Source organism: Streptomyces sp. NBC_00490, assembly GCF_036013645.1.
Classification (GTDB): domain Bacteria; phylum Actinomycetota; class Actinomycetes; order Streptomycetales; family Streptomycetaceae; genus Streptomyces; species Streptomyces canus_F.
This window is the reverse complement of record NZ_CP107869.1, coordinates 6,658,553-6,678,684: the sequence shown is the minus strand read 5'-3', so window position 1 is coordinate 6,678,684 and position 20,132 is coordinate 6,658,553. Positions and strand designations below refer to the sequence as shown.

Annotated in this window: 15 protein-coding genes; 3 read left to right on the top strand and 12 right to left on the bottom strand. The window is 72.4% G+C overall.

The window, feature by feature from the left end:
* Positions 1–16 precede the first annotated feature (16 nt).
* The 3 genes from OG381_RS30580 to OG381_RS30570 all read right to left on the bottom strand — a co-directional run bounded on the left by OG381_RS30580 (position 17) and on the right by OG381_RS30570 (position 3,124).
* Positions 17–697: an AIM24 family protein gene (locus OG381_RS30580; RefSeq protein WP_062718094.1), complete on the bottom strand. Its 681-nt coding sequence runs from the start codon at positions 695–697 to the stop codon at positions 17–19.
* A gap of 11 nt (positions 698–708) precedes the next feature.
* Positions 709–2,409, bottom strand: coding sequence for a TerD family protein (locus OG381_RS30575; protein WP_327719272.1), 1,701 nt, complete (start codon positions 2,407–2,409; stop codon positions 709–711).
* Positions 2,410–2,527: 118 nt separating this feature from the next.
* Positions 2,528–3,124, bottom strand: a complete 597-nt coding sequence (locus tag OG381_RS30570; protein ID WP_327719271.1) for a M48 metallopeptidase family protein — start codon at positions 3,122–3,124, stop codon at positions 2,528–2,530.
* Positions 3,125–3,355: 231 nt separating this feature from the next.
* Between OG381_RS30570 and OG381_RS30565 the strand changes: the two genes are divergently transcribed.
* Positions 3,356–4,600 (top strand): TOMM precursor leader peptide-binding protein, encoded by a 1,245-nt coding sequence (locus OG381_RS30565; protein ID WP_443061946.1) that lies wholly within the window; start codon positions 3,356–3,358, stop codon positions 4,598–4,600.
* Positions 4,593–5,957: an ABC1 kinase family protein gene (locus OG381_RS30560; protein ID WP_327719270.1), complete on the top strand. Its 1,365-nt coding sequence runs from the start codon at positions 4,593–4,595 to the stop codon at positions 5,955–5,957. The genes OG381_RS30565 and OG381_RS30560 overlap by 8 nt, the downstream gene beginning before the upstream one ends.
* Positions 5,958–5,999: 42 nt before the next feature.
* Here OG381_RS30560 and OG381_RS30555 read toward each other — a convergent pair whose 3' ends face one another.
* From OG381_RS30555 to OG381_RS30535, 5 genes are all read right to left on the bottom strand, one after another.
* Complete coding sequence (locus OG381_RS30555) at positions 6,000–6,209, bottom strand: hypothetical protein (protein ID WP_327719269.1); 210 nt, start codon at positions 6,207–6,209, stop codon at positions 6,000–6,002.
* A gap of 137 nt (positions 6,210–6,346) precedes the next feature.
* Entirely contained in the window at positions 6,347–6,673 is a 327-nt protein-coding gene (locus OG381_RS30550) for a hypothetical protein (RefSeq protein WP_307026124.1), read from the bottom strand.
* Complete coding sequence (locus tag OG381_RS30545) at positions 6,670–7,038, bottom strand: WhiB family transcriptional regulator (protein ID WP_171145190.1); 369 nt, start codon at positions 7,036–7,038, stop codon at positions 6,670–6,672. Before OG381_RS30545 ends, OG381_RS30550 begins: the two co-directional genes overlap by 4 nt.
* Positions 7,039–7,213: 175 nt before the next feature.
* Complete coding sequence (locus tag OG381_RS30540) at positions 7,214–7,498, bottom strand: hypothetical protein (RefSeq protein ID WP_095046840.1); 285 nt, start codon at positions 7,496–7,498, stop codon at positions 7,214–7,216.
* Positions 7,499–7,695: 197 nt separating this feature from the next.
* Complete coding sequence (locus OG381_RS30535; protein WP_327719268.1) at positions 7,696–9,894, bottom strand: ATP-dependent DNA helicase UvrD2; 2,199 nt, start codon at positions 9,892–9,894, stop codon at positions 7,696–7,698.
* A gap of 182 nt (positions 9,895–10,076) precedes the next feature.
* Here OG381_RS30535 and OG381_RS30530 point away from each other — a divergent pair, with 182 nt between their 5' ends.
* Positions 10,077–10,319, top strand: coding sequence for a mycoredoxin (locus tag OG381_RS30530; protein WP_307026129.1), 243 nt, complete (start codon positions 10,077–10,079; stop codon positions 10,317–10,319).
* A gap of 58 nt (positions 10,320–10,377) precedes the next feature.
* On the opposite strand, the gene nudC is transcribed toward OG381_RS30530, so the two are convergent.
* From nudC to OG381_RS30510, 4 genes are all read right to left on the bottom strand, one after another.
* Positions 10,378–11,319, bottom strand: a complete 942-nt coding sequence (nudC, locus tag OG381_RS30525; RefSeq protein ID WP_327719267.1) for an NAD(+) diphosphatase — start codon at positions 11,317–11,319, stop codon at positions 10,378–10,380.
* Between the two features lie 153 nt (positions 11,320–11,472).
* Entirely contained in the window at positions 11,473–12,885 is a 1,413-nt protein-coding gene (locus tag OG381_RS30520; protein WP_327719266.1) for a dipeptidase, read from the bottom strand.
* Between the two features lie 10 nt (positions 12,886–12,895).
* A complete protein-coding gene (locus OG381_RS30515; protein WP_327719265.1) occupies positions 12,896–16,414 on the bottom strand; it encodes an ATP-dependent DNA helicase in 3,519 nt (1,172 codons plus the stop codon).
* A 116-nt stretch (positions 16,415–16,530) separates the two neighbouring features.
* Positions 16,531–19,947, bottom strand: coding sequence for an ATP-dependent helicase (locus OG381_RS30510; RefSeq protein ID WP_327719264.1), 3,417 nt, complete (start codon positions 19,945–19,947; stop codon positions 16,531–16,533).
* Positions 19,948–20,132 lie beyond the last annotated feature (185 nt).

Sequence of the window (20,132 nt, the reverse complement as noted above, 5' to 3'; positions counted from 1 at the left end):
ACGTTCTGGCTCCCCCTCAGCCCCGGACCCGGAGGCGGTCGGTGCTGTCCTCGCTGGGCTGGACGACGACGATGCCCTGGCCCGAGAAGGCCATCTGGTAGGCCTCACCGCTGCCCCGGCCGATGAGCGACTGCGCCTTGAAGCTGCGCTTGCCCTTCACCTTGAGGTTCGGGGACCAGGCGACGAGCGCGTCGGGGTCGACGTACGTCTCGTCCTCGCCACCGCCGCAGTCCACGACGATCGGCTTGCCCCGGGAGGTCAGCGCGACCCAGCCCTGCCCGGAGATCTTGGTGTTCCACAGTCCCTGCCCGGCGAACTTCGCCAGGCCCTTCACGCGCTCGACACCCCAGGTGAGGTGCGCGTCGAAGGCGAGCAGGTTGGTGGCGTTGACGGAGATGCCGTCGCCGTTGAGGTTGATGACGACCACGTTGGCGCCGTAGTCGGCGAGATAGAGCAGTCCGTCGCCCGTGCACTTCATCAGGGGCGCGCCCTCGCCGGTCATCCAGTCCTTGGCGATCTGGCGCACGGCCGGCGGGTTGGGCTCGTACTGGACGAACCCTTCGTAGGCGACCATCGACCCCACGCGCGCGAAGAGGTCGTTGCCGGTCTGCATGGCGATCTTCGCCATGTGGTTGCCGTGGTTCTCCATGCGGGCCGTGACGGGTGCGGGAGCGAAGCCCGCGAGTGGCTGGTTCATGACGGACTCCCTCAGATCTCGTACGGCTGGACGACGATGAAGTTGCCGGGCGCGGCCCGGAACTGCAGGTTGACGCTCTCCCCGGTGTCGCCGGGGTAGGCGTTGCGCCGCATCCGGACCTGGCTGGAGACGACCACCTGGGCGGCGGACGACCAGGCGACCACGGCGTTGGCGTCGGCGAACGTCGTGGGTGTCACCGGCAGCACCACGGGCGTGCCGTGCGTCTTGAGGACGATCGTGCCGGTGCCCTGGAACAGCATCGTGAACAGCGCGCCGCCCGGGATGCCATGTCCTTCGATACGGCGGACCTCGTACTGGAGGCTCTCGTCGAAGGCGAGGACGTTCTCGGCGGAGACGCAGATGCCGTCGCCCTGGAGTTCGATGGGGTGCAGCATCGTGGAGTTCTCGGCGAGGAAGACCTGCCCCTGGCCGGTGCAGCGCATCAGCTGCATCTCCTGGCCGGTCGCGTTGCCGACGACCCGGCCGGCGAAGCCCGCGCCCTTGTAGCTGAAGTCGACCTTGCCCTGGTAGAGCACCATGCTGCCCTGCCGGGCCAGCACGGGGTGCCCGCCGATGCCGAGGTCCACGCGGACGAGCTTCTTGTTCTGCTGCGTCCAGCGCTGGCCGGTGGGCGTCTCCTTGAACTGCTGGAGAGCGCCGGCGACCCCGGCGGCCTGGGGTGCGCCCTGCGGTACGCCCTGGGGCGCGCCGTAGGGGGCCTGCTGGCCCGGGACCTGGCCGTACGGAGGCTGCTGACCGTAGCCCGGGGGCGGGGTCGGCTGGCCGTAGCCCGGGGGCGGGGTCGGCTGGCCGTAGCCGGGCGGCGGGCCCGGAGCCTGGGGCGCCTGCGGGGCCTGGGGCTGGGCGCCGTAGCCGGGCGGCGGGGCGGGCTGGCCGTACGGGGGCTGCTGCGGCTGGCCGTAGGGCGCGGGAGCCGGGGCCGGGGGCGGCACCGGGGCGCCGCCGGGCGGGGTCATGGGCGCAATGATGGTGGGTTGGGCGTGCACGTTCGGCGCGGGTGCCGGGGCCGGGGGCGGAGTCGCTCCGGGCGGGGGCGCGTAGCCCTGCGGGGCGGGTGCGGGCGCCGGGGCGCCGAACGCGGGCGGCGCGGTGGCCTGGGCCGGCGGGGCGAAGCCCGGGGTGGCGCCGGCCTGCGGCTGCGGCGGGGCCGCGGGGGTCTCCTCCTCCGCCACCTCGCCGCCGAAGTTCTTCAGCAGTGCCTCGAGGCCGCCGTCGAAGCCCTGTCCCACCGCGGCGAAGCGCCAGACGTCCTTCAGGTAGAAGTCGCCCAGCATCACGGCCCGCTCGGTGGAGAACTCCGAGCCGTTGAAGGAGTAGCGGGCCACTTCCTCGCCGCCGGCCACGATCCGGAGGTATCCGGGGGCGATCTGCGACATCTGGCCGGCGCCGTCGATCGTCGCCGTGAAGGACAGCTTGTGGATCTGCGCCGGGATCCGGTCGAGGGTGACCCGGAAGGACTCCGAGTCTCCCGCCTGGGCGCCCAGAAGCTGGATGGACTCCTCGGGGGACTTCGGCTGGTTGAAGAAGACGAAGTACCGGTCGTCCGAGAGCCGTTCGTCGGCGTCGAGACCGAAGCAGCTGATGTCGAAGCTCAGTCCGGGGCCGGTGATCTGCACACCTACGTACAGATCCGTGCCCGCGGTGAGGTCACTGACCTTGGCCTTGTGGCCGCGTTGGAATTCCCTGGCCATGCGTAACGACCGTCCCCCATCCAAGTGCGAGTGCGTCGCGCCAGGCTAACGGCAAACTCGGACAGTGGACGAAGTCGGTACAGACCCGGTACACAATCCCCGGCCGGGGGTGTACCGGTCACTCTCCGCTCGTGCCGGGCACATGCGGCAGCCGGTCGGCCGCGACCACGCCTTCGAGATAGCCCCGGGCCCGCTCGGTGCGCGGATACGCCTCCAGGAGCCGCCAGAAACGGGGCCCGTGTCCGGGCACGAGCAGATGCGCCAGCTCATGGACGAGGACGTAGTCGACGACGTATTCGGGCATGCCCTGCAGCCGGTGCGAGAGGCGGATGCTGCCCTCGGAGGGGGTGCACGAGCCCCAGCGGGTGTTCTGGTTGGTGACCCAGCGCACCGAGGCGGGTCGGGCGCGTCCCTCGAAGTACTGGGCGGACAGCCTTGCGGCGCGCTCGGCCAGTTCGGTGTCGCCGAGGACCCGCTTGCTCTCCTGGGCGGCCAGCTTGTCGAGCATGACGCTCACCCAGCGTTGCTCCTCCGCCTCCGACATCCGGGCAGGGATCAGCACGACGGTGCGGTCGCCCTCGCGGTACGCGGAGACCGTCCGGCGTCGTCGGGCGCTCCTGCGCACCTCGATCGCGCTCGCACCCGAGCCGCTGGGCGGCTGGCTCGACGTGCGTCGCTGTGGTGTTCCGGCGCGGTGCAGTGGGTCGGCGGACACGCCCCGACGTTACCCGCTGTGAGGGCTGGAAGTCCCGACTCCGGGACGGTTCGGTCCGGATCCCCCGCCAAGCGTTTGATTTGTACGACGAATACCCACCGCCTGTGGACAACTTTCGGCGGCGTGTCACCGATCCGGGCATGCTGGCATGCGCCGACGGAGCACGACCGACCACCGAGGGGTCTCCGGGCGGCGCACGGGGATGTTCCACGAGGGCTACGGGGGCCTGTCATGCAGTCTTCACAAGATCCGCCGGTTACGGCGATCCCACTGGTTCCGCTGGTGAAGCCCGCGCTGCGGCGCGGCTGGCGCGACCTGAACACCGTGCAGTTCGGGATGACCCCGGCGCACGCGATGACGCTGGGCCCGATGGACACGGCTACGGGCAGTTTCCTCGATCTGCTCAACGGCACCCGCGGTCCGGGGCTGCTGCGCGAGGAGGGGCGGCGCATGGATCTGCCCGACGGCCATGTCGACCGGCTCCTGGAGCGGCTGGCGCGGGCCGGGCTGCTCGACGACGCGCGGGGCGGCGGCCGGGCCGGTGACACCCTGCGAAGGAAGAAGCGGGTCCTCGACCGGCTCCGCCCCGATCTGGCCTCGCTGTCCCTGACGACGTCCGAGCCGGGCGAGGGGATCGAGCTGCTGGCCGCCCGCCGCTCGCTGCGCGTACAGATCAGGGGTGCGGGCCGGGTGGGCGCGGTGCTGGCCTCGCTGCTCGCGGGCGCCGGGGTCGGCGAGGTCGACGTGCGTGATGTCGGCGAGGTCGAGCCGTGGGACGTCGCCCCGGGCGGACTGCCCGCCGAGGCGATCGGCGAGCGCCGGGACGAGGCCGCCCGGCGCGCGGCCCGCCGGTCCGCGCCGGACCGCTCTCCACGCCGGCCGCCCTCCGGGACGGGCGAACCCGGGTTCGCCCTGGTGATCCTCGCCCCGAGGGACGACGTCGCGGTGCACGCCCCGCCGCCCGCCGACCCCCTCGTCGACTCCGGTACGCCGCATCTGTACGCCGGTGTCGTGGAGGCGACCGGTGTCGTCGGCCCTCTCGTCCTGCCGGGGGTGACGGGTTGCGCGGGCTGTCTGCACGAGGGGCGGGCCGACCGGGATCCGGTGTGGCCCCGGCTGGTCGCGCAGTGGCGGTCGGGTTCGGGGCGGTCTCGCCAGGTGCGTCCGTGCGACCTGGCGCTGGCCACTACGGTGGCAGGGTTGGCGGCCGCGCACACCCTTTCCTTCCTCGACGGCCGGACCCCGTCGAGCGCCGGCGCCCGCTGGGAGGTGTCCCTTCCCGCGCTGAACTGGCATGCTCGGCCGGTCTGGGCACATCCCGCGTGCCGGTGCGGAGCCGCGCAGAAAGGTAAGGAGGAACACACCGTCAAGGACGGGGAGTCGCACGAGACAATGGCGGAGCAAGGGCCGTCCAAGGAATTGCGCCGCGAGGCGGATGCGGCACGGCCTGCTGGGACCTGGAGGGCGCATGTCTGATCTTCCCCGCAAGGCGGTCACCCGTACCGCCAAGCTCGCCGCGCTCCCGCTCGGCTTCGCAGGCCGGGCCACCTGGGGGCTGGGCAAGAGAATCGTCGGGGAGTCCGCGGAGATCGTCGGCCGTGAGCTGCAACAGCGCACGGCGGAGCAGCTGTTCAAGGTGCTCGGCGAGCTCAAGGGCGGTGCGATGAAGTTCGGCCAGGCCCTGTCCGTCTTCGAGTCGGCGCTGCCCGAGGAGGTCGCCGGTCCCTATCGGGCCGCGCTGACGAAGCTCCAGGAGGCGGCACCGCCGATGCCGACGCGCACGGTGCACCGGGTGCTGGAGGAGCGGCTCGGGGAGGACTGGCAGGAACTGTTCGCGGAGTTCGAGGACAAGCCCTCCGCCGCGGCGTCGATCGGCCAGGTGCACCATGCCGTGTGGCACGACGGCCGCGAGGTGGCGGTCAAGGTGCAGTACCCGGGAGCCGGCGACGCCCTCCTGTCCGACCTGAACCAATTGAGCCGTTTCGCCCGCCTTTTGGGCCCGCTGATCCCCGGCATGGACATCAAGCCGCTCATCGCGGAACTGAGGGACCGGGTCTCCGAGGAACTGGACTACGGCCTGGAGGCCCAGGCCCAGCAGGTCCATGCCGAGGAGTTCGCGGACGACCCGGACGTCGTGGTGCCGGCGGTGGTCCACCAGTGCGACCAGATCCTGATCACCGAGTGGATGGGCGGCGTCCCCCTGTCGGAGGTCATCTCGGACGGCACCCAGGAACAACGCGACCGCGCCGGCCAGCTGCTGGCCCGCTTCCTCTTCTCCGGCCCGGCCCGCACCGGCCTGCTCCACGCCGACCCGCATCCCGGCAACTTCCGCCTCCTGCCCGGCGGCCCCGACGGCGAGGACGACTGGCGCCTGGGCGTCCTGGACTTCGGCACGGTCGATCGCCTTCCGGGCGGCCTGCCCACTCCCATCGGCGACTCCCTACGCATGACCCTCGACGGCGAGGCGGAGGCGGTCTACGAACTGCTGTGTCTGGAGGGCTTCGTCAAGGAGTCCATAGAGCTGGAACCCGACGCGGTCCTCGACTATCTCCGGCCGATCATCGAACCGGCCCTGCTCGACGAGTTCACCTTCACCCGCGGCTGGATGCGCAGCCAGGCGGCCCGCATCGCCGACATCCGCTCCCCCGCCTACCAGCTGGGCAAGCAGCTGAACCTTCCCCCGGCCTACCTCCTCATCCACCGCGTGACCCTGAGCACGATCGGCGTCCTGTGCCAACTGGGCGCGACGGTACGGCTGCGGGAGGAACTGGAGGAGTGGCTGCCGGGGTTCGTGCTGGAAGAGGAGAGCGAGGACTCGGCGGCGGAGGCGTGAGCCGCTGGTGAACCGGGGCGGCGGCACGGCGTCAGGGAGGCCCTACCACCAAGCGGAGTCCAAGCGCCCCTCGATCGCTCTGAGGTTGTCCCTCGAGCAGGTGTCGCAGAAGTACTGACGGACGCCGTTCTCCACGGAGCAGATCCAGGTGGGCCGCGGGCCGTCGGCGGTGGTGCCGCAGCGGGCGCACACCAGAGGCCGGGGCTCCGTGGCGGAGCCGCTGTCTTCGCTGCCTCCCGGATGACTCGTCACGCGGCGACGATATCGCCGCGGCCGGCGGATCGGCGCGCGCAACGCACCGCGGGGGCCGGTCCGTTCGCACGGACCGGCCCCCGCGGGGAGCTTTCGCCTCCCGGAGTCCGGAAGGCCACTGCTTCAGGTGGCTTCGCCTACTGCATGACCGCGATGGCCAGCGCACGGCGGGCACGCATCGACGCGCGCTCGGCCCGGCGCTGCATGCGGCGCGCGGCCGCCAGGCTCACGGCCCGGCGTTCCTGCTCCGCCTGGTGCAGTCGCTCGTGCATATGCGCACGAGCGAGGGCTTCTGGTTGAAGTTGCATTTCTCGGGTCCTGTTCTGGCGCAAGTCGCTCGCGCCGACGGTGGTGAAGTCTGGGATCGCGGAGCCGGCGGGCTCGGTGGTGGACGGCTTCATCGGGGCCTGCTTCTTGGGGTCGAGCGTGAGGGGGCGGTCGATCGTTCCTGCGATGGTGTTCATGCCGTGACCGGGTTCTTGCGCGGGCGGCCACGCGGCCGCTTCCGGGCGACGACGACACCCTGGACGAACAGCTCGCCACCCCAGACGCCCCAGGGCTCACGCCGCTCCTTGGCGCCGGCGAGGCAGGCCTCCATCAGCGGGCAGGTGCGGCAGAGGGACTTGGCGTACTCGACGTCGGCCGGCGACTCGGCGAAGAAGACCTCCGGGTCGTACGAACGGCAGGGGACGGGTACGCCGAGGCTCTCGATGGCGTCGTCGAGCGCGGTGAGCGCGGTGAGCGGGATCAAGGTGGAGTCCTCCGTGAGGCCGGGCGGGGGGATCGTTTCGGAAGGCGGTACGGACGGGGCGTGCGCTTCGAGTTGCACGGATCGTTTTCCTCGTCTGGTCGGCCCGGCCCTGTTGGGCCGGTGGTCGGCTAGGTACCGGGTTCTTTTCTTGTCCCGAGGCCCCTTCGCTCCGTCATCCCCGTTCGAGGACAAACAGAAGGGCCGCGGATCCCGGATGGGGTTCCGCGGCCCTGAAGGCGCCGGCCTGATCACATCAGGCTGGATCACTCCAGGGTTCTGGCCCACGGAAGGCCCACATCAGGTGGTGCTGCGTCGCCTGCTTCCGGCTTCCGGCACCGGCCGCCGTAAAGGCATAGGCATGCGCCTGTCCCTCTACTGCTTCCAGTGCCTTGGTCGGTCGCTCATTGCGCTCACGAACGGGAAGACCGGCGCGAGACACGGAGGCTGCCGGGCCGGCGACACGAATGCCGGACAGACCGGTGCCCTGGTTCGAGACAGCGAGCATGCACAGGGAGGCGACGACCGAGCGATCGGTCATTTTCGCGGTGAAGCTGGCGTTGATGCTGGTCACTGGGCTCGCCTCCTCTCGGCGTCTCGGGGGACCGGGATGAACCAGTCCTGCGGGTATGTAAGTAGAGCACGGAATCAGGGCCTCCGAGAAGGCCTCCGTTCCCGTGGAAAGAACCTATGGGGATTGCCGGGGCATGCGCAAACTATTTTTGCGACGAGTTCGGATCAGTTCCCCGCTTCTTCCGCCCCAGGCTCCTGGCCTGCGCAGATCGCCAGCACATCGGCTCCGAAACGGTTGAACTTGCGGACGCCGACCCCGGGGATCCGCGCGAGCTCGCCCTCGTCGTCGGGGACGGCCTCGGCGATCGCCATCAGTGTCTTGTCGGTGAAGACGCAGAACGCGGGCTGTCCGCTGCGCCGCGCCTGCTCCGCCCGCCACTCGCGCAACCGCTCGTAGAGGCCCTCGTCCATGTCGGAGGGACAGTCCTCGCACCGCATCAGTTTCATCTCGCCGGCGTCGGTGAGAGTGCGGCCGCAGACCCGGCAGCGGGCCGGGGTGCGCCGGGCCCGCCGGGGCACGGCACCGGCCGGACCGCTCGTGAAGCCGCGCTCCACACCGCCTGGGCCGCCGGTGGCGGCGCGCGCGGCGGCACCGGTCGAACCGGGGCGCAGCCCGTCGAGGAAGCGGCTGGGGCGGCGACTGGGGCGTCCGCCGGGCGAGCGGGACAGTGCCCAGGAGACATGGAGGTGCTCGCGGGCGCGGGTGACGCCGACATAGAGGAGACGGCGCTCCTCCTCGATCTGCTCGTCGGTCTTTGCGTAGGTGATCGGCATCATGCCCTCGGCGACCCCGACCAGGAAGACGACGTCCCACTCCAGGCCCTTGGCCGAGTGCAGGGAGGCGAGGGTGACGCCCTGGACGGTCGGGGCGTGCTGGGCGCCCGCCCGCTCGTCCAGTTCGGCGACGAGGTCGGCGAGGGTGGCGCCGGATCTTGCCGCGGCGAAGTCCTGCGCCAGGTTCACCAGGGCGGCCAGCGACTCCCAGCGCTCTCTGACCGCGCCGGATCCTGCCGGGGGCTGAGTGGTCCAGCCTTCTCCGGAGAGCACGGCCCGCACCTGGGAGGGCAGGTCGGGGGCGTCGTCCAGGAGGGCGTCGTTGCCGCCGAAGCGGGAGGCGGCGCGCAGCGCGATGCCGGCCTTGCGCACCTCAGGGCGGTCGAAGAACCGTTCGGCACCGCGCAGCTGATAGGGGACGCCCGCGTCGGCGAGGGCCTGTTCGTACGTCTCGGACTGGGCGTTCGTACGGAACAGGACGGCGATCTCGGCGGCCGGGACACCGGCGGCCATCAGTTCGCGGATGCGGCGGGCGGCGCCCTCGGCCTCGGCGGGCTCGTCGGTGTACTCGGTGTAGACGGGCTCGGGGCCGGGGGCGCGCTGCGAGACCAGCTCCAGGCGGTGATCGGCGGCACGGCCGCTGGCCTGGGCGAGCAGGCCGTTGGCGAGATGGACGACCTGGGGGGTGGAGCGGTAGTCGCGGACCAGCTTGACGACGGTGGCACCGGGGTGGCGGGTGCGGAAGTCGAGCAGGTGGTCGGGGGTTGCTCCCGTGAACGAGTAGATCGTCTGGCTGGCGTCGCCGACGACGCAGAGGTTGTCCCGGTCGCCGAGCCACAGCTCCAGCAGGCGCTGCTGGAGGGGGCTGACGTCCTGGTACTCGTCGACGACGAAGTGCTGGTACTGGGCGCGGACCTGGTCGGCGATGTCGTGCCGGTCCTGGAGGACGGCCACCGTGAGCAGCAGGACGTCCTCGAAGTCGATGACGCCGCGCTCGCGCTTGAGGTCCTCGTAGGCGGCGTAGAGCTGGGCGATCTCGGCGGGGTTGCGGGGGACGTCCCGGCCCGCCTTCGCGGCCGCGAGGGCGTAGTCGCCGGGGACGGTCTGGGTGACCTTGGACCACTCGATCTCGGCGGTGACGTCCCGCAGCTCGCCCCTGTCGAGGCGGATGCGGCAGGCGGCGGCCGCGTCGACGACGAGCTGGATCTTGCGGTCGACGAGCCGGGGCATGGAACCACCGACCGCTTTCGGCCAGAAGTACTGGAGCTGGCGCAGGGCGGCCGAGTGGAAGGTGCGGGCCTGGACCCCGGCGGCACCGAGCTGGCGGAGCCGGCCACGCATCTCGCCGGCGGCGCGGTTGGTGAAGGTGACGGCCAGCACGCTGGAGGGCTGCAGGATGCCGGCGCGCACTCCGTAGGCGATGCGGTGGGTGATCGCCCGTGTCTTGCCCGTCCCGGCGCCCGCCAGCACGCACACCGGCCCGTGCAGCGCCAGGGCCACTTCGCGCTGCTCGGGATCGAGCCCTTCGAGCACCGCGTCGGCCGTGTCCGGGACCTGCGGGAAAAGGGTGGAGTGCGTTGCTGCTGTCACACCGCCATGCTGCCAGGTCGGCGGGGACGGCTGTGCCGGTTGTCCACAGGCAGGGGCTCGCAGTCGTACTAATGCGGCAGGCGTCACCCTGCCGGGCAGCGCGGTCGGGAATGGCGCTCCGGTCGCATACGTTCCCCTGTGTGGACCACCTCGTCCCCGGCCACCAGAGGAGCGCGCGAGACATGCAGGGCACTGTGACGATGTACAGCACCACGTGGTGCGGCTACTGCCAGCGGCTGAAGAAGCAGATGGACCGCGAGGGCATCGCGTACACCGAGATCAACATCGAGCAGGACCCGGCGTCCGCGGCGTTCGTCGAGAAGGCGAATGGCGGAAACCAGACGGTCCCGACCGTGCTGTTCGCCGACGGTTCGACGCTGACGAACCCGTCGCTGGCCCAGGTGAAGCAGAAGATCGCCGCGTAAGCGACGCACCTACAGCGCAGTGGGGCGGCTCCCGGTCGGGAGCCGCCCCACTGCGCTGTCAGACGCCGCGCGTCGGCAGCGGCTTTCCGTACCAGAGCTCGATCAGGCGGGCCGCGATCGAGATGCCGTAGGGCGGCAGGACCTCGCCGGAGTCGAAGGCGGCGCCCAGTTCGTCGCGGGAGAACCAGCGGGCCTCGCCGATCTCGTCGCCGTCGACATTGATCTCGGTGGAGGTGGCGCGGGCCAGGAAGCCGAGCATGAGGCTGGACGGGAACGGCCAGGGCTGGCTGGCGATGTACTCGACCTGGCCGACGGTGATGCCGGCCTCCTCGAAGACCTCGCGGCGCACGGCCTGCTCGATGGACTCGCCCGGCTCGACGAAGCCGGCCAGCGTCGAGAAGCGGCCCTCGGGCCAGTGGACCTGGCGGCCCAGCAGGATGCGGTCGTCCTCGTCGGTGACGGCCATGATCACGGCGGGGTCGGTGCGCGGGTAGTGCTCGGCGCCACAGGCCTGGCAGCGGCGGATGTGGCCGGCCGCGGCGATGACCGTGCGCTCGCCGCAGCGGGAGCAGAAGCGGTGGGTGCGCTGCCAGTTCTCCAGACCGACCGCGTGCACCATCAGGCCCGCCTCGCGCGGCGACAGCAGCAGGCCCGCCTCGCGCAGACCCGCCGGGCGCGCGGACTGGTCGATGCGGCCGGGCAGGGCGTCCTTCTGGAGGGCGAAGTAGCTGACGCCCTCCTCGTCGATGCCGAGGAAGTAGCGGTGTGCCTCGGTGAGCGGCGCCTCGAAGGCGGGCGTCATGAGGAGTTCGGTACGGCCGTCGGCCGTCTCGTCGACGAGGACCTGACCGCCGGACACCACGAAGCAGCGGGTCGTGGGGTGGCTCCACGCCGCGGCGAGCCAGGCCTCGTCGAGCCGGTGGTGGGCGGCCCGGTCGATGCCGCTGGGGGCGGTGAGCGAGATGGGTCGATCGGCGGTGTGGTCGGTCCAGGTGGTCACGGGTACTTCCAACTCCCCCGGTGGAACGGATTGTTTCGGCGGGCGGTGCGGCGGGACGTACGGCGGGAGGCGACCGCGTCCGGTGTTCGGCGGTACGGGACAGTTCTTCCAGTCTGCCCCGTGCTCCATGCCGGTCCGGACGCCTCGGGGTGATCAGGGCGCGTGCCGCCAGTGCTCGGCGAGGTCTCCCCACAGGTACGCGGTGGTCTCGACGCCTTTGAGGAGCAGGTCGAGCTCGACCTTCTCGTTCGGCGCGTGCCAGCCGTCGGAGGGGACGGAGATACCGAGGAAGAGCACGGGGGCGCCGAGGACTTCCTGGAGGTCGGCGGCCGGTCCGGAGCCGCCCTCGCGGGTGAAGCGGACGGGCTTGTCGAAGGCGCGGCCCATGGCGCGGACGACGGACTGCAGGGCCGGGTGGTCCAGCGGGGTCAGACACGGGCGGGTGGCCGCGCCGAACGTGATCTCGCAGCGGATCCCGGCGGGCACCTGCCCGGCCGCCCACGCGCGGACGGCCTTCTCGATGTGATCGGGGTCCTGTCCGGCGACGAGGCGGAAGGACAGCTTCACCATCGCGGAGGACGGGATGATCGTCTTGCTGCCGGGGCCCTGGTAGCCGCCGCCGATGCCGTTGACCTCGGCGGTGGGGCGGGCCCAGACGCGCTCCAGGGTGGTGTGACCGGCTTCGCCCCGCGTGGCGTACGACTTGGCCGTGCTCAGCCATTGCCGCTCGTCGAAGGGCAGCTCGGCGAAGAGTTCGCGCTCGCGGTCGGTCAGTTCGACGATGCCGTCGTAGAAGCCGGGGACGGCCACGCGTGCGTCGTCGTCGTGCAGGGCAGCGACCAGGCGGGCGGCGGCGGTCGCCGGGTTGGGCACGGCGCCGCCGAAGGAGCCGGAGTGGATGTCCTGGTCGGGGCCGTGGAGCCGGATCTCGCACTCGGCGAGACCGCGCATGCCGGTGCAGACGGTCGGGGTGTCCTCGGCCCACATGCCGGTGTCGGAGACGATCACGGCGTCGGCGGCGAGCCGCTCCGCGCGCTCCTCGACGAGGGCACGGAAGTGCGGCGAGCCGGACTCCTCCTCGCCCTCGATCAGCAGCTTGAGGTGCACGGCGGGCGTGCTGCGGCCGGTCGCGGCGAGGTGGGCGCGGACGCCGAGTGTGTGGAAGAACACCTGGCCCTTGTCGTCGGCCGCCCCGCGCGCGTAGAGCCGGTTCTCGCGGACCACGGGTTCGAAGGGGTCGCTGTCCCAGCCGTCCTCCAGGGCGGCGGGCTGCACGTCGTGGTGGCCGTAGACAAGGACCGTGGGCGCGCCGGGGACGTCGGAGGGCCACTCCGCGAAGACGGCGGGGGCGCCGGGTGTCTCCCAGACCTCGGTGGTCGGGAAGCCGGTCTCCTGGAGTCGGGCGGCGAGCCAGTCGGCGCTGCGGCGTACGTCGGGCGCGTGGTCGGGCTGGGCCGACACGGAGGGGATGCGCAGCCACTCGGCGAGGTCGCCGAGAAAGGCGGTGCGGTGCTGCTCGATGTACGTACGGACGGCGCTGACGGCACTGTCAACGGGGTGGCTCATGGTCACGAGCCTATCGGCCCGCATCGACATCCTCAGTGGGCGGTTCCTCACACTCCGCCGACGCGGAAGGGTCCTCCAGCAGCAGCCGCTCCAGCGCGATCCGGTCGGCGAGGTCGTCCGGCCGGTCGATCTCACCGCTGCGGACGTACAGGAAAGCGGCCGTGACCGACTCCAGCGGCACCCCCTGCTGCTCGGCCCAGGCGAGCCGGTACAGGGCGAGCTGCAGCGGGTCGGCGGTGCGGTCGCGGTTGGTCTTCCAGTCGACGATCTCGTACGTCGCCGTCTCGCCGTCGCCCTCCTTGTAGACCGCGTCGATACGGCCCCGCACCACGCGGCCGGCGATGGCCAGCTGGAAGGGGGCCTCCACCCGGTAGGGCGTGCGGTGGGCGAACTCGGTGCGCTCGAAGGCGTCCTTGAGGCCTTCCAGGTCGCGTTCGTCGGCGATCTCGGCCTCGCTGCCGGGCAGCTCCTCCGGCTCCAGCATGGGCAGCGTCAGCGCCTCGAAGCGCGCCTCCACCCATGCGTGGAAACGGGTGCCTCGGCGTGCGGCGGGTTGTGGGGGGCGCGGCATGGGGCGCGCGAGTTCCTGCGCGAAACCGTCCGGGTCGGCTGCCAGGCGCAGCAGCTGGGACGCGGTGAGCGAGGCGGGCAGGGGTACGTCGGTGACGGCCTCCCGCGCGCGGAGGAGTTCCCCGGTGAGGGCGTCGAGGTCGCGGTCCCAGGAGGCGAGGGTGCGGGCCTCCTCCGGGGTGAGGCGGGGGCGGGCCGGCTCGGTGTCCGGGTCGGGTTCCGCCGGGTGGGCACGCGCGTGCGCGGTCGCAGCGGTGTCGGGTGCCGTCGCCTGGTGCGGGACTGCCGGGCGGTCCGTCGTCCAGGTGTCCCAGTCGGCCGCGTCGGCGGGGTCGGCCGCGTCGTCGGGGAAGACCTCGTCCTCGTAGGGAGGCTCGTCGTCCTCCGGTGGCGGCCAGTCCGGGTCGCTGTACGTCTCCGGGTCGTGCTCGGCGGCGGGGTGGCCGTCCGTGTGGGTGGCGAGGCGCTCCAGGTGGGCCAGGACCGTCTCGGCTGCGGCGCGGCGGCGGGTCAGGGCCATGTCGTCCAGGGGCAGGGGCCAGACCTGGTCGACGGTGGCCGCGTGGAGGGCCGGATTCTGCTCGTCCTCGGCGGGCTCGTCCGCCCACGCCTCGATCTCGCCGTGGCCGGCCTCGCAGTGCGCGTACAGGGCCTGAAGGAAGTCGGACGGGCCGCGGGGCTTCTTCTGGGCGGGGCCCCACCAGTGGCCGGAGCCGAGGAGGAGGGAGCGGGGGCGGGTGAAGGTGACGTAGCCGAGGCGGAGTTCCTCGGTGTGCTGATGCTCCTTCATGGCCTCCTGGAAGGCTTTCAAGCCGCGGGAGTCCCACGCCTCCACGTCGGGCAGGGTGTCGGCGTCGCCGCGCAGGTCGTGCGGCAGCACCTTGCCCTGGGCGGTCCACTTCTCGCGGCCCTGGGTGCTGGGGAAGGTGCCGTTGACCAGGCCGGGCACGGCGACGACGTCCCACTCCAGGCCCTTGGACTTGTGCGCGGTGAGCACCTTGACCGTGTTCTCGCCGCCGGGCAGGGCGTTGTCGAGGCCCTTCTCGTACTGGGCGGCGGTGCGCAGGAAGCCGAGGAAGGCCAGCAGGGTCGCCTCGCCGTCCCCGGCGGCGAAGGAGGCGGCGATGTCCAGGAAGTTGGAGAGGGTCTCGCGGCGGCGGGCGGCCAGGGCGTGCGGGGACGCCGACAGTTCCACCTCCAGGCCGGTGACGGCGAGGACGCGGTGCAGGACGTCCATGAGCGGGTCGGCCAGGGAGCGGCGCAGGTCGCGCAGTTCGGTGGCCAGGCGGGCGAACCGCACGCGCGCGTCCGGCGAGAAGGGCAGCCCGTCGTCGTCCCCGCCGCCGTCGAACGGTGTCTCCAGGAACGTGTCCAGGGCGTCCGCGAGCGATATCACCTCGGACGGGTCGACCCCCTCGACGGCCTCGGCGAGCCGGCGGTCCGGGTCGTCGTCGCCGTCCACGCGTGCGTGGGTCACCAGGCGCCGGGCGCGGCGCCCCAGGAGGGCGAGGTCGCGTGGTCCGATGCGCCAGCGGGGGCCGGTCAGCAGCCGGACCAGGGAGGCGTTGGCTCCGGGGTCCTGGAGGACCTCGCAGACGGCGACCAGGTCGGCGACCTCGGGCAGGTGCAGCAGGCCGGAGAGGCCGACGACCTCGACCGGGACGTCCCGGGCGACCAACGCGCCCTGGATCTCGGCGAAGTCGGTCGCCGTGCGGCACAGGACGGCGATCTCGCCGGGCGCCTTGCCTGTGTTCACCAGATGCGCGATCGAGTCGGCGATCCAGTCGATCTCCTCGGCGTGGGTGCGCAGCAGGGCGCAGCGCACCATGCCGTCGCGTTCGGCGCCGGGGGCCGGGCGGAGTGCCTCCACGCCCGCGTGCATGGCGCGCAGGGGCTCGGCGAGGCCGTTGGCGAGGTCGAGGAGGCGGCCGCCGCTGCGGCGGTTCTCGCTGAGCGACTGGCGGGTGGCCAGGTGGCCGTCGGCGTGGGCGAAGTGCTCGGGGAAGTCGTCGAGGTTGGCGACGGAGGCGCCGCGCCAGCCGTAGATCGCCTGGCAGGGGTCGCCGACCGCGGTCACCGGGTGGCCGGTGCCGGCGCCGAAGAGACCCGCCAGGAGGACGCGCTGGGCGACGGAGGTGTCCTGGTACTCGTCGAGCAGCACCACCCGGAACTCGTCGCGCAGGATGCGCCCCACCTCGGCGATCTGGGCGAGCTCGGCGGACAGGGCGATCTGGTCGCCGAAGTCGAGCAGGTCGCGCTCACGCTTGGCCGCGCGGTAGCGGACCACCAGCTCGGCCAGTTCACGGCGCGCGGCGGCCGCCTCGGGGACCTTGCGCAGGTCGGCGTTGGTGAGCTTGGCCCTCTCGAGGGAGAGCAGCAGCTCGGCGTCGTACGCGCGCAGCGCTTCCGGCCGTACGAGGTGTTCGGCGAGCTCGGCGTCGAGGGTGAGGAGGTCGCCGACCAGGTCCGGGAAGGAGCGGGTCAGGGCCGGGTAGGGGCCCGGGGCCTCGCGCAGCACGCGTGCGGCGAGCTGGTAACGGGTGGCGTCGGCGAGGAGGCGGGAGGTGGGCTCCAGGCCGATGCGCAGACCGTGGTCGGTCAGCAGGCGGCCCGCGAAGGCGTGGTACGTCGAGATGACGGGCTCGCCGGGCGGGTTGTCCGGGTCGATGACGTCGGGGTCGGTGACGCCCGCCTTGATGAGCGCCTTGCGGACGCGCTCGGCGAGTTCGCCGGCGGCCTTGTTGGTGAAGGTGAGGCCGAGGACCTGCTCGGGGGCGACCTGGCCGGTGCCGACCAGCCAGACCACGCGGGCCGCCATGACCGTCGTCTTGCCCGACCCGGCACCGGCCACGATCACCTGCGGTGCGGGCGGCGCGATGATGCAGGCCGTCTGCTCCGGGGTGAACGGGATACCGAGGAGCTCTTTGAGCTGATCGGGATCGGTGATGCGGGCGGCCATGTCGGAGAGGCTAGCGGCGCGCACTGACAGTCGAGGACGAATCGCCCTCCAGAGCACATCCGGGCCGGAAGAAGCGCAGGTCAGCACAGGTGGTGCAACCGATCACACCAGGAGGGTCACTCGACCACGTGACGTCCTTCGGGGCGAGCGCTGCACGACGCCCGGAACGCGCAGTGCGTGCAGTGCTGCCCCGTGCTCGGCGTGAACCGCTCGTCGAGGACCTTGCCGGCGGCCGTGGCGAGCAGATCGCCGACCCACTCCCCTTCGAGAGGCTCCTGTGCCTGCACCTTGGGCAACGTCTCGCCACCGTCCCGCTTGGCGGCGCCCTGCCGCAGCTGGACGAGTTCCGCGCCGCCCGGCTCCGGGCGTACCCCGTCGAACGCCTCGTCGACGGCACCTTCCCGGACGGCCAGCTGGTAGACGGCGAGCTGCGGGTGGTGCTCCACCTCCGCCTTGCTCACCGCCTGTTTGCCGGTCTTGAAGTCGACGACGTAGGCGCGCCCCTCGCCGTCCGCCTCGACGCGGTCCATCTGGCCCCGGATGCGCACCTCGTAGTCGCCCGCTCCGAGGGTCACGTCGAAGTCGTGCTCGCTGGCCACCGGTGTGCGTCCGGTGCGGTCCATGACGTGCCACTGGAGGAAGCGTTCGAGCGCCACACGCGCGTGCGCCTTCTCCTGCGCCGACTTCCAGGGCGCGTCGAAGGCGAGCGCGTTCCACACGGAGTCGAGGCGCTCCATCAGGACGGCGAGGTCGGCCGGGGTGTGTCCGGAGGCGACCTCGTCGGCGAGGACGTGGACGACGTTGCCGAAGCCCTGGGCGACCGTGGCGGGTGCGTCGGCCTTCACCTCTCGGCCCAGGAACCACTGCAGGGCGCAGGTGTTGGCGAGCTGGTCGAGGGCGCTGCCGGAGAGCACGACGGGCTGGTCGCGGTCGCGCAGCGGCACCTTGGACTCGGTCGGCTCGAACATGCCCCACCAGCGGTAGGGGTGGGCGGACGGGACGAGCGGACGGCCGTCCTCGTCGGCGAGTGCGGCGAGCCGGGCCAGCCTGCGGGCGGCGGCCTCCCTGAGGGTGTCCGAGACCCGCGGGTCGACGGTGGTGGCACGGAGTTCGGCGACGAGCGCGGCGACGGACAGGGGGCGGCGCGGGCGGCCGGTGACGTCCTTGGGTTCGACGCCGAGTTCGGTGAGGAAGCGGGAGGGCTGGTCGCCGTCGTCCGCGGGTGCCTTGACCGCCGTGACGACCAGACGCTCACGCGCGCGTGTGGCGGCGACGTAGAACAGGCGGCGCTCCTCCGCCAGCAGCGCGCCCGGGGTGAGCGGCTCGGCGAGTCCGTCGCGGCCGATGCGGTCGGCCTCCAGCAGGGAGCCGCGGCGGCGCAGGTCGGGCCACAGGCCCTCCTGGACGCCCGCGACGACGACCAGGCGCCACTCCAGGCCCTTGGAGCGGTGCGCGGTCATCAGGCGGACGGCGTCAGGACGTACGGCACGTCGTGTAAGGGTGTCGGCGGCGATGTCCTCGGCGTCGATCTCCTCCAGGAAGTTGAGGGCGCCCCGGCCGCCGGTGCGCTCCTCCGCGCGGGTCGCGGTCGCGAACAGGGCGCAGACGGCGTCCAGGTCACGGTCGGCGTTGCGGCCGGCCGCGCCGCCGCGCCGGGCGGCCCGCTCCAGGCGCGTGGGCCACGGTGTTCCCTCCCACAGGTCCCAGAGCGCCTCCTCGGCGCTGCCGCCGCCCGCGAGTCGCTCACGGGCCTTGCGCAGCAGTGCGCCCAGCCGCTGGGCGCCACGCGCGTACGCGGGGTCGTGCACGGCCAGCCGCTCCGGCTCGGCGAGCGCCCGCGCGAGCAGCTCGTCCGAGGGCGGCGGCAGCGGGTTGCCGGCCGCCCGCTCCTCGTCGCGCAGGGCTCGTCCGAGGCGGCGCAGGTCGGCGGCGTCCATGCCGGCGAGGGGGGAGGCGAGGAGGGTGAGGGCGGTCTCGGTGTCGAGCCAGCAGGGGGCCTGCTCTTCGACGGCCGCCTCATCGGGCGCGTCATCCATGGACGTCTCTTCAACAGGGGTCTCATCGGCGGAAGTCCCTTCAGTGGACACCTCCACGGCAGTGCTCTCCCCCGGAGCGGCCTCCTCGTCGGGGCGAGCCGAGGCCTCCGCCGCGGCCACCGCCCGCAATGCCGTCAGCAGTGGCGCCACCGCCGGTTCGTGCCGCAGTGGCAGATCGTCGCCGTCGATGTCGAGGGGCACCCCCGCCGACGTCAGGGCTCGGCGGACCGTCGGGATGGTGCGTGACCCCGCGCGCACCAGTACGGCCATCTCGCCCCACGGGACGCCGTCCTCCAGATGCGCCCGGCGCAGGATGTCGGCGATGTTGTCCAGTTCCGTGCCGGGCGTCGGGTACGTGAAGACCTCGACGCGACCGCCCTCCCGGACCGGGGCGAGCGCGCGGTGGGCGCGTGCCTTCTCCGCCGGGAGCCGGGTCAGCGGCATCCGCTGGGTCAGCAGCCGGGTCGCGTTCAGCAGGGCGTCGCCGGAGCGGCGGGAGGTGCGCAGGACCTCGACGGGCGCCGGGCGGCCGTCGAGGCGCGGGAAGGCCTGCGGGAAGTCCAGGATGCCGTTCACGTCGGCGCCCCGGAACGCGTAGATCGACTGGTCGGGGTCGCCGAAGGCGACGAGGTCGCGGCCGCCTCCGGCGAGGGCGTGCAGCAGCCGTACCTGGGCCGGGTCCGTGTCCTGGTACTCGTCCACGAACACGGCGTCGTACTGCGTGGCGAGCCGCCCGGCGACCTCGGGACGGTGGGCGAGGAGCACCGCGCGGTGGACCAGCTCCGCGTAGTCGAGCACGCCCTGGAGGTCGAGGACGTCGAGGTACTCGGCGAGGAAGGCGGCCGCGGCCCGCCAGTCGGGGCGGCCGATGCCGCGGGCGAAGGCGTCCAGGGCCTCCGGGCCCAGGCCCAGTTCGCGGCTGCGGGCGAGCACCGCGCGGACCTCGTCGGCGAAACCGCGGGTGGTCAGGCAGGCGCGCAGCTCGTCCGGCCAGCGCACATGCGCGAGGCCGAGCCGCTCCAGGTCGGGCTGGCCGGCGAGCAGTCCGCGTACGGCGACGTCCTGCTCGGGGCCGGACAGCAGCCTGAGCGGCTCCACGAACAGGTCGCTGTCCTGGTGGGCGCGGACCAGGGCGTAGCAGAACGAGTGGAAGGTGGTCGCCCGGGGCGCGCGGGCGGCCCCTATGCGCAGGGCCATGCGGTCGCGCAGCTCGACGGCCGCCTTGCGGCTGAACGTCAGCACCAGCACGCGCGCGGGGTCACCGCCCCGGGCGATCCTGGCCGCCACGGACTCCACGAGCGTGGTGGTCTTGCCGGTGCCCGGACCAGCGAGGACGAGCAGCGGACCGGCCCCGTGCTCAACCACGGAGCGCTGTGCGGCGTCCAGACGAGGGGGGACCACGCGGGCCGGCGGGGTACGCACCAGTCGGTAAGCGCCACGGCTCCCCTGCCGCACCTGGGGGTGCGGCAGGCGCCTGGTGAAGGAAGAGGAGCTCACGTGGTTCGCCGGTCCTGGTGGGTGTGCTGGTCGGGCGTCCGCCGTACGTGCGGGGCGGTGATCGCGGGATGAGGGGGACGCGTGCAGCCGACGCTACGCCGACGAAGAGACCGGAAGCAGGTCTTCCGCTTCTTCCCGTACGACACTCACGGCGCTCGCGACACCTGTGTCCCTCGCCCCACGAA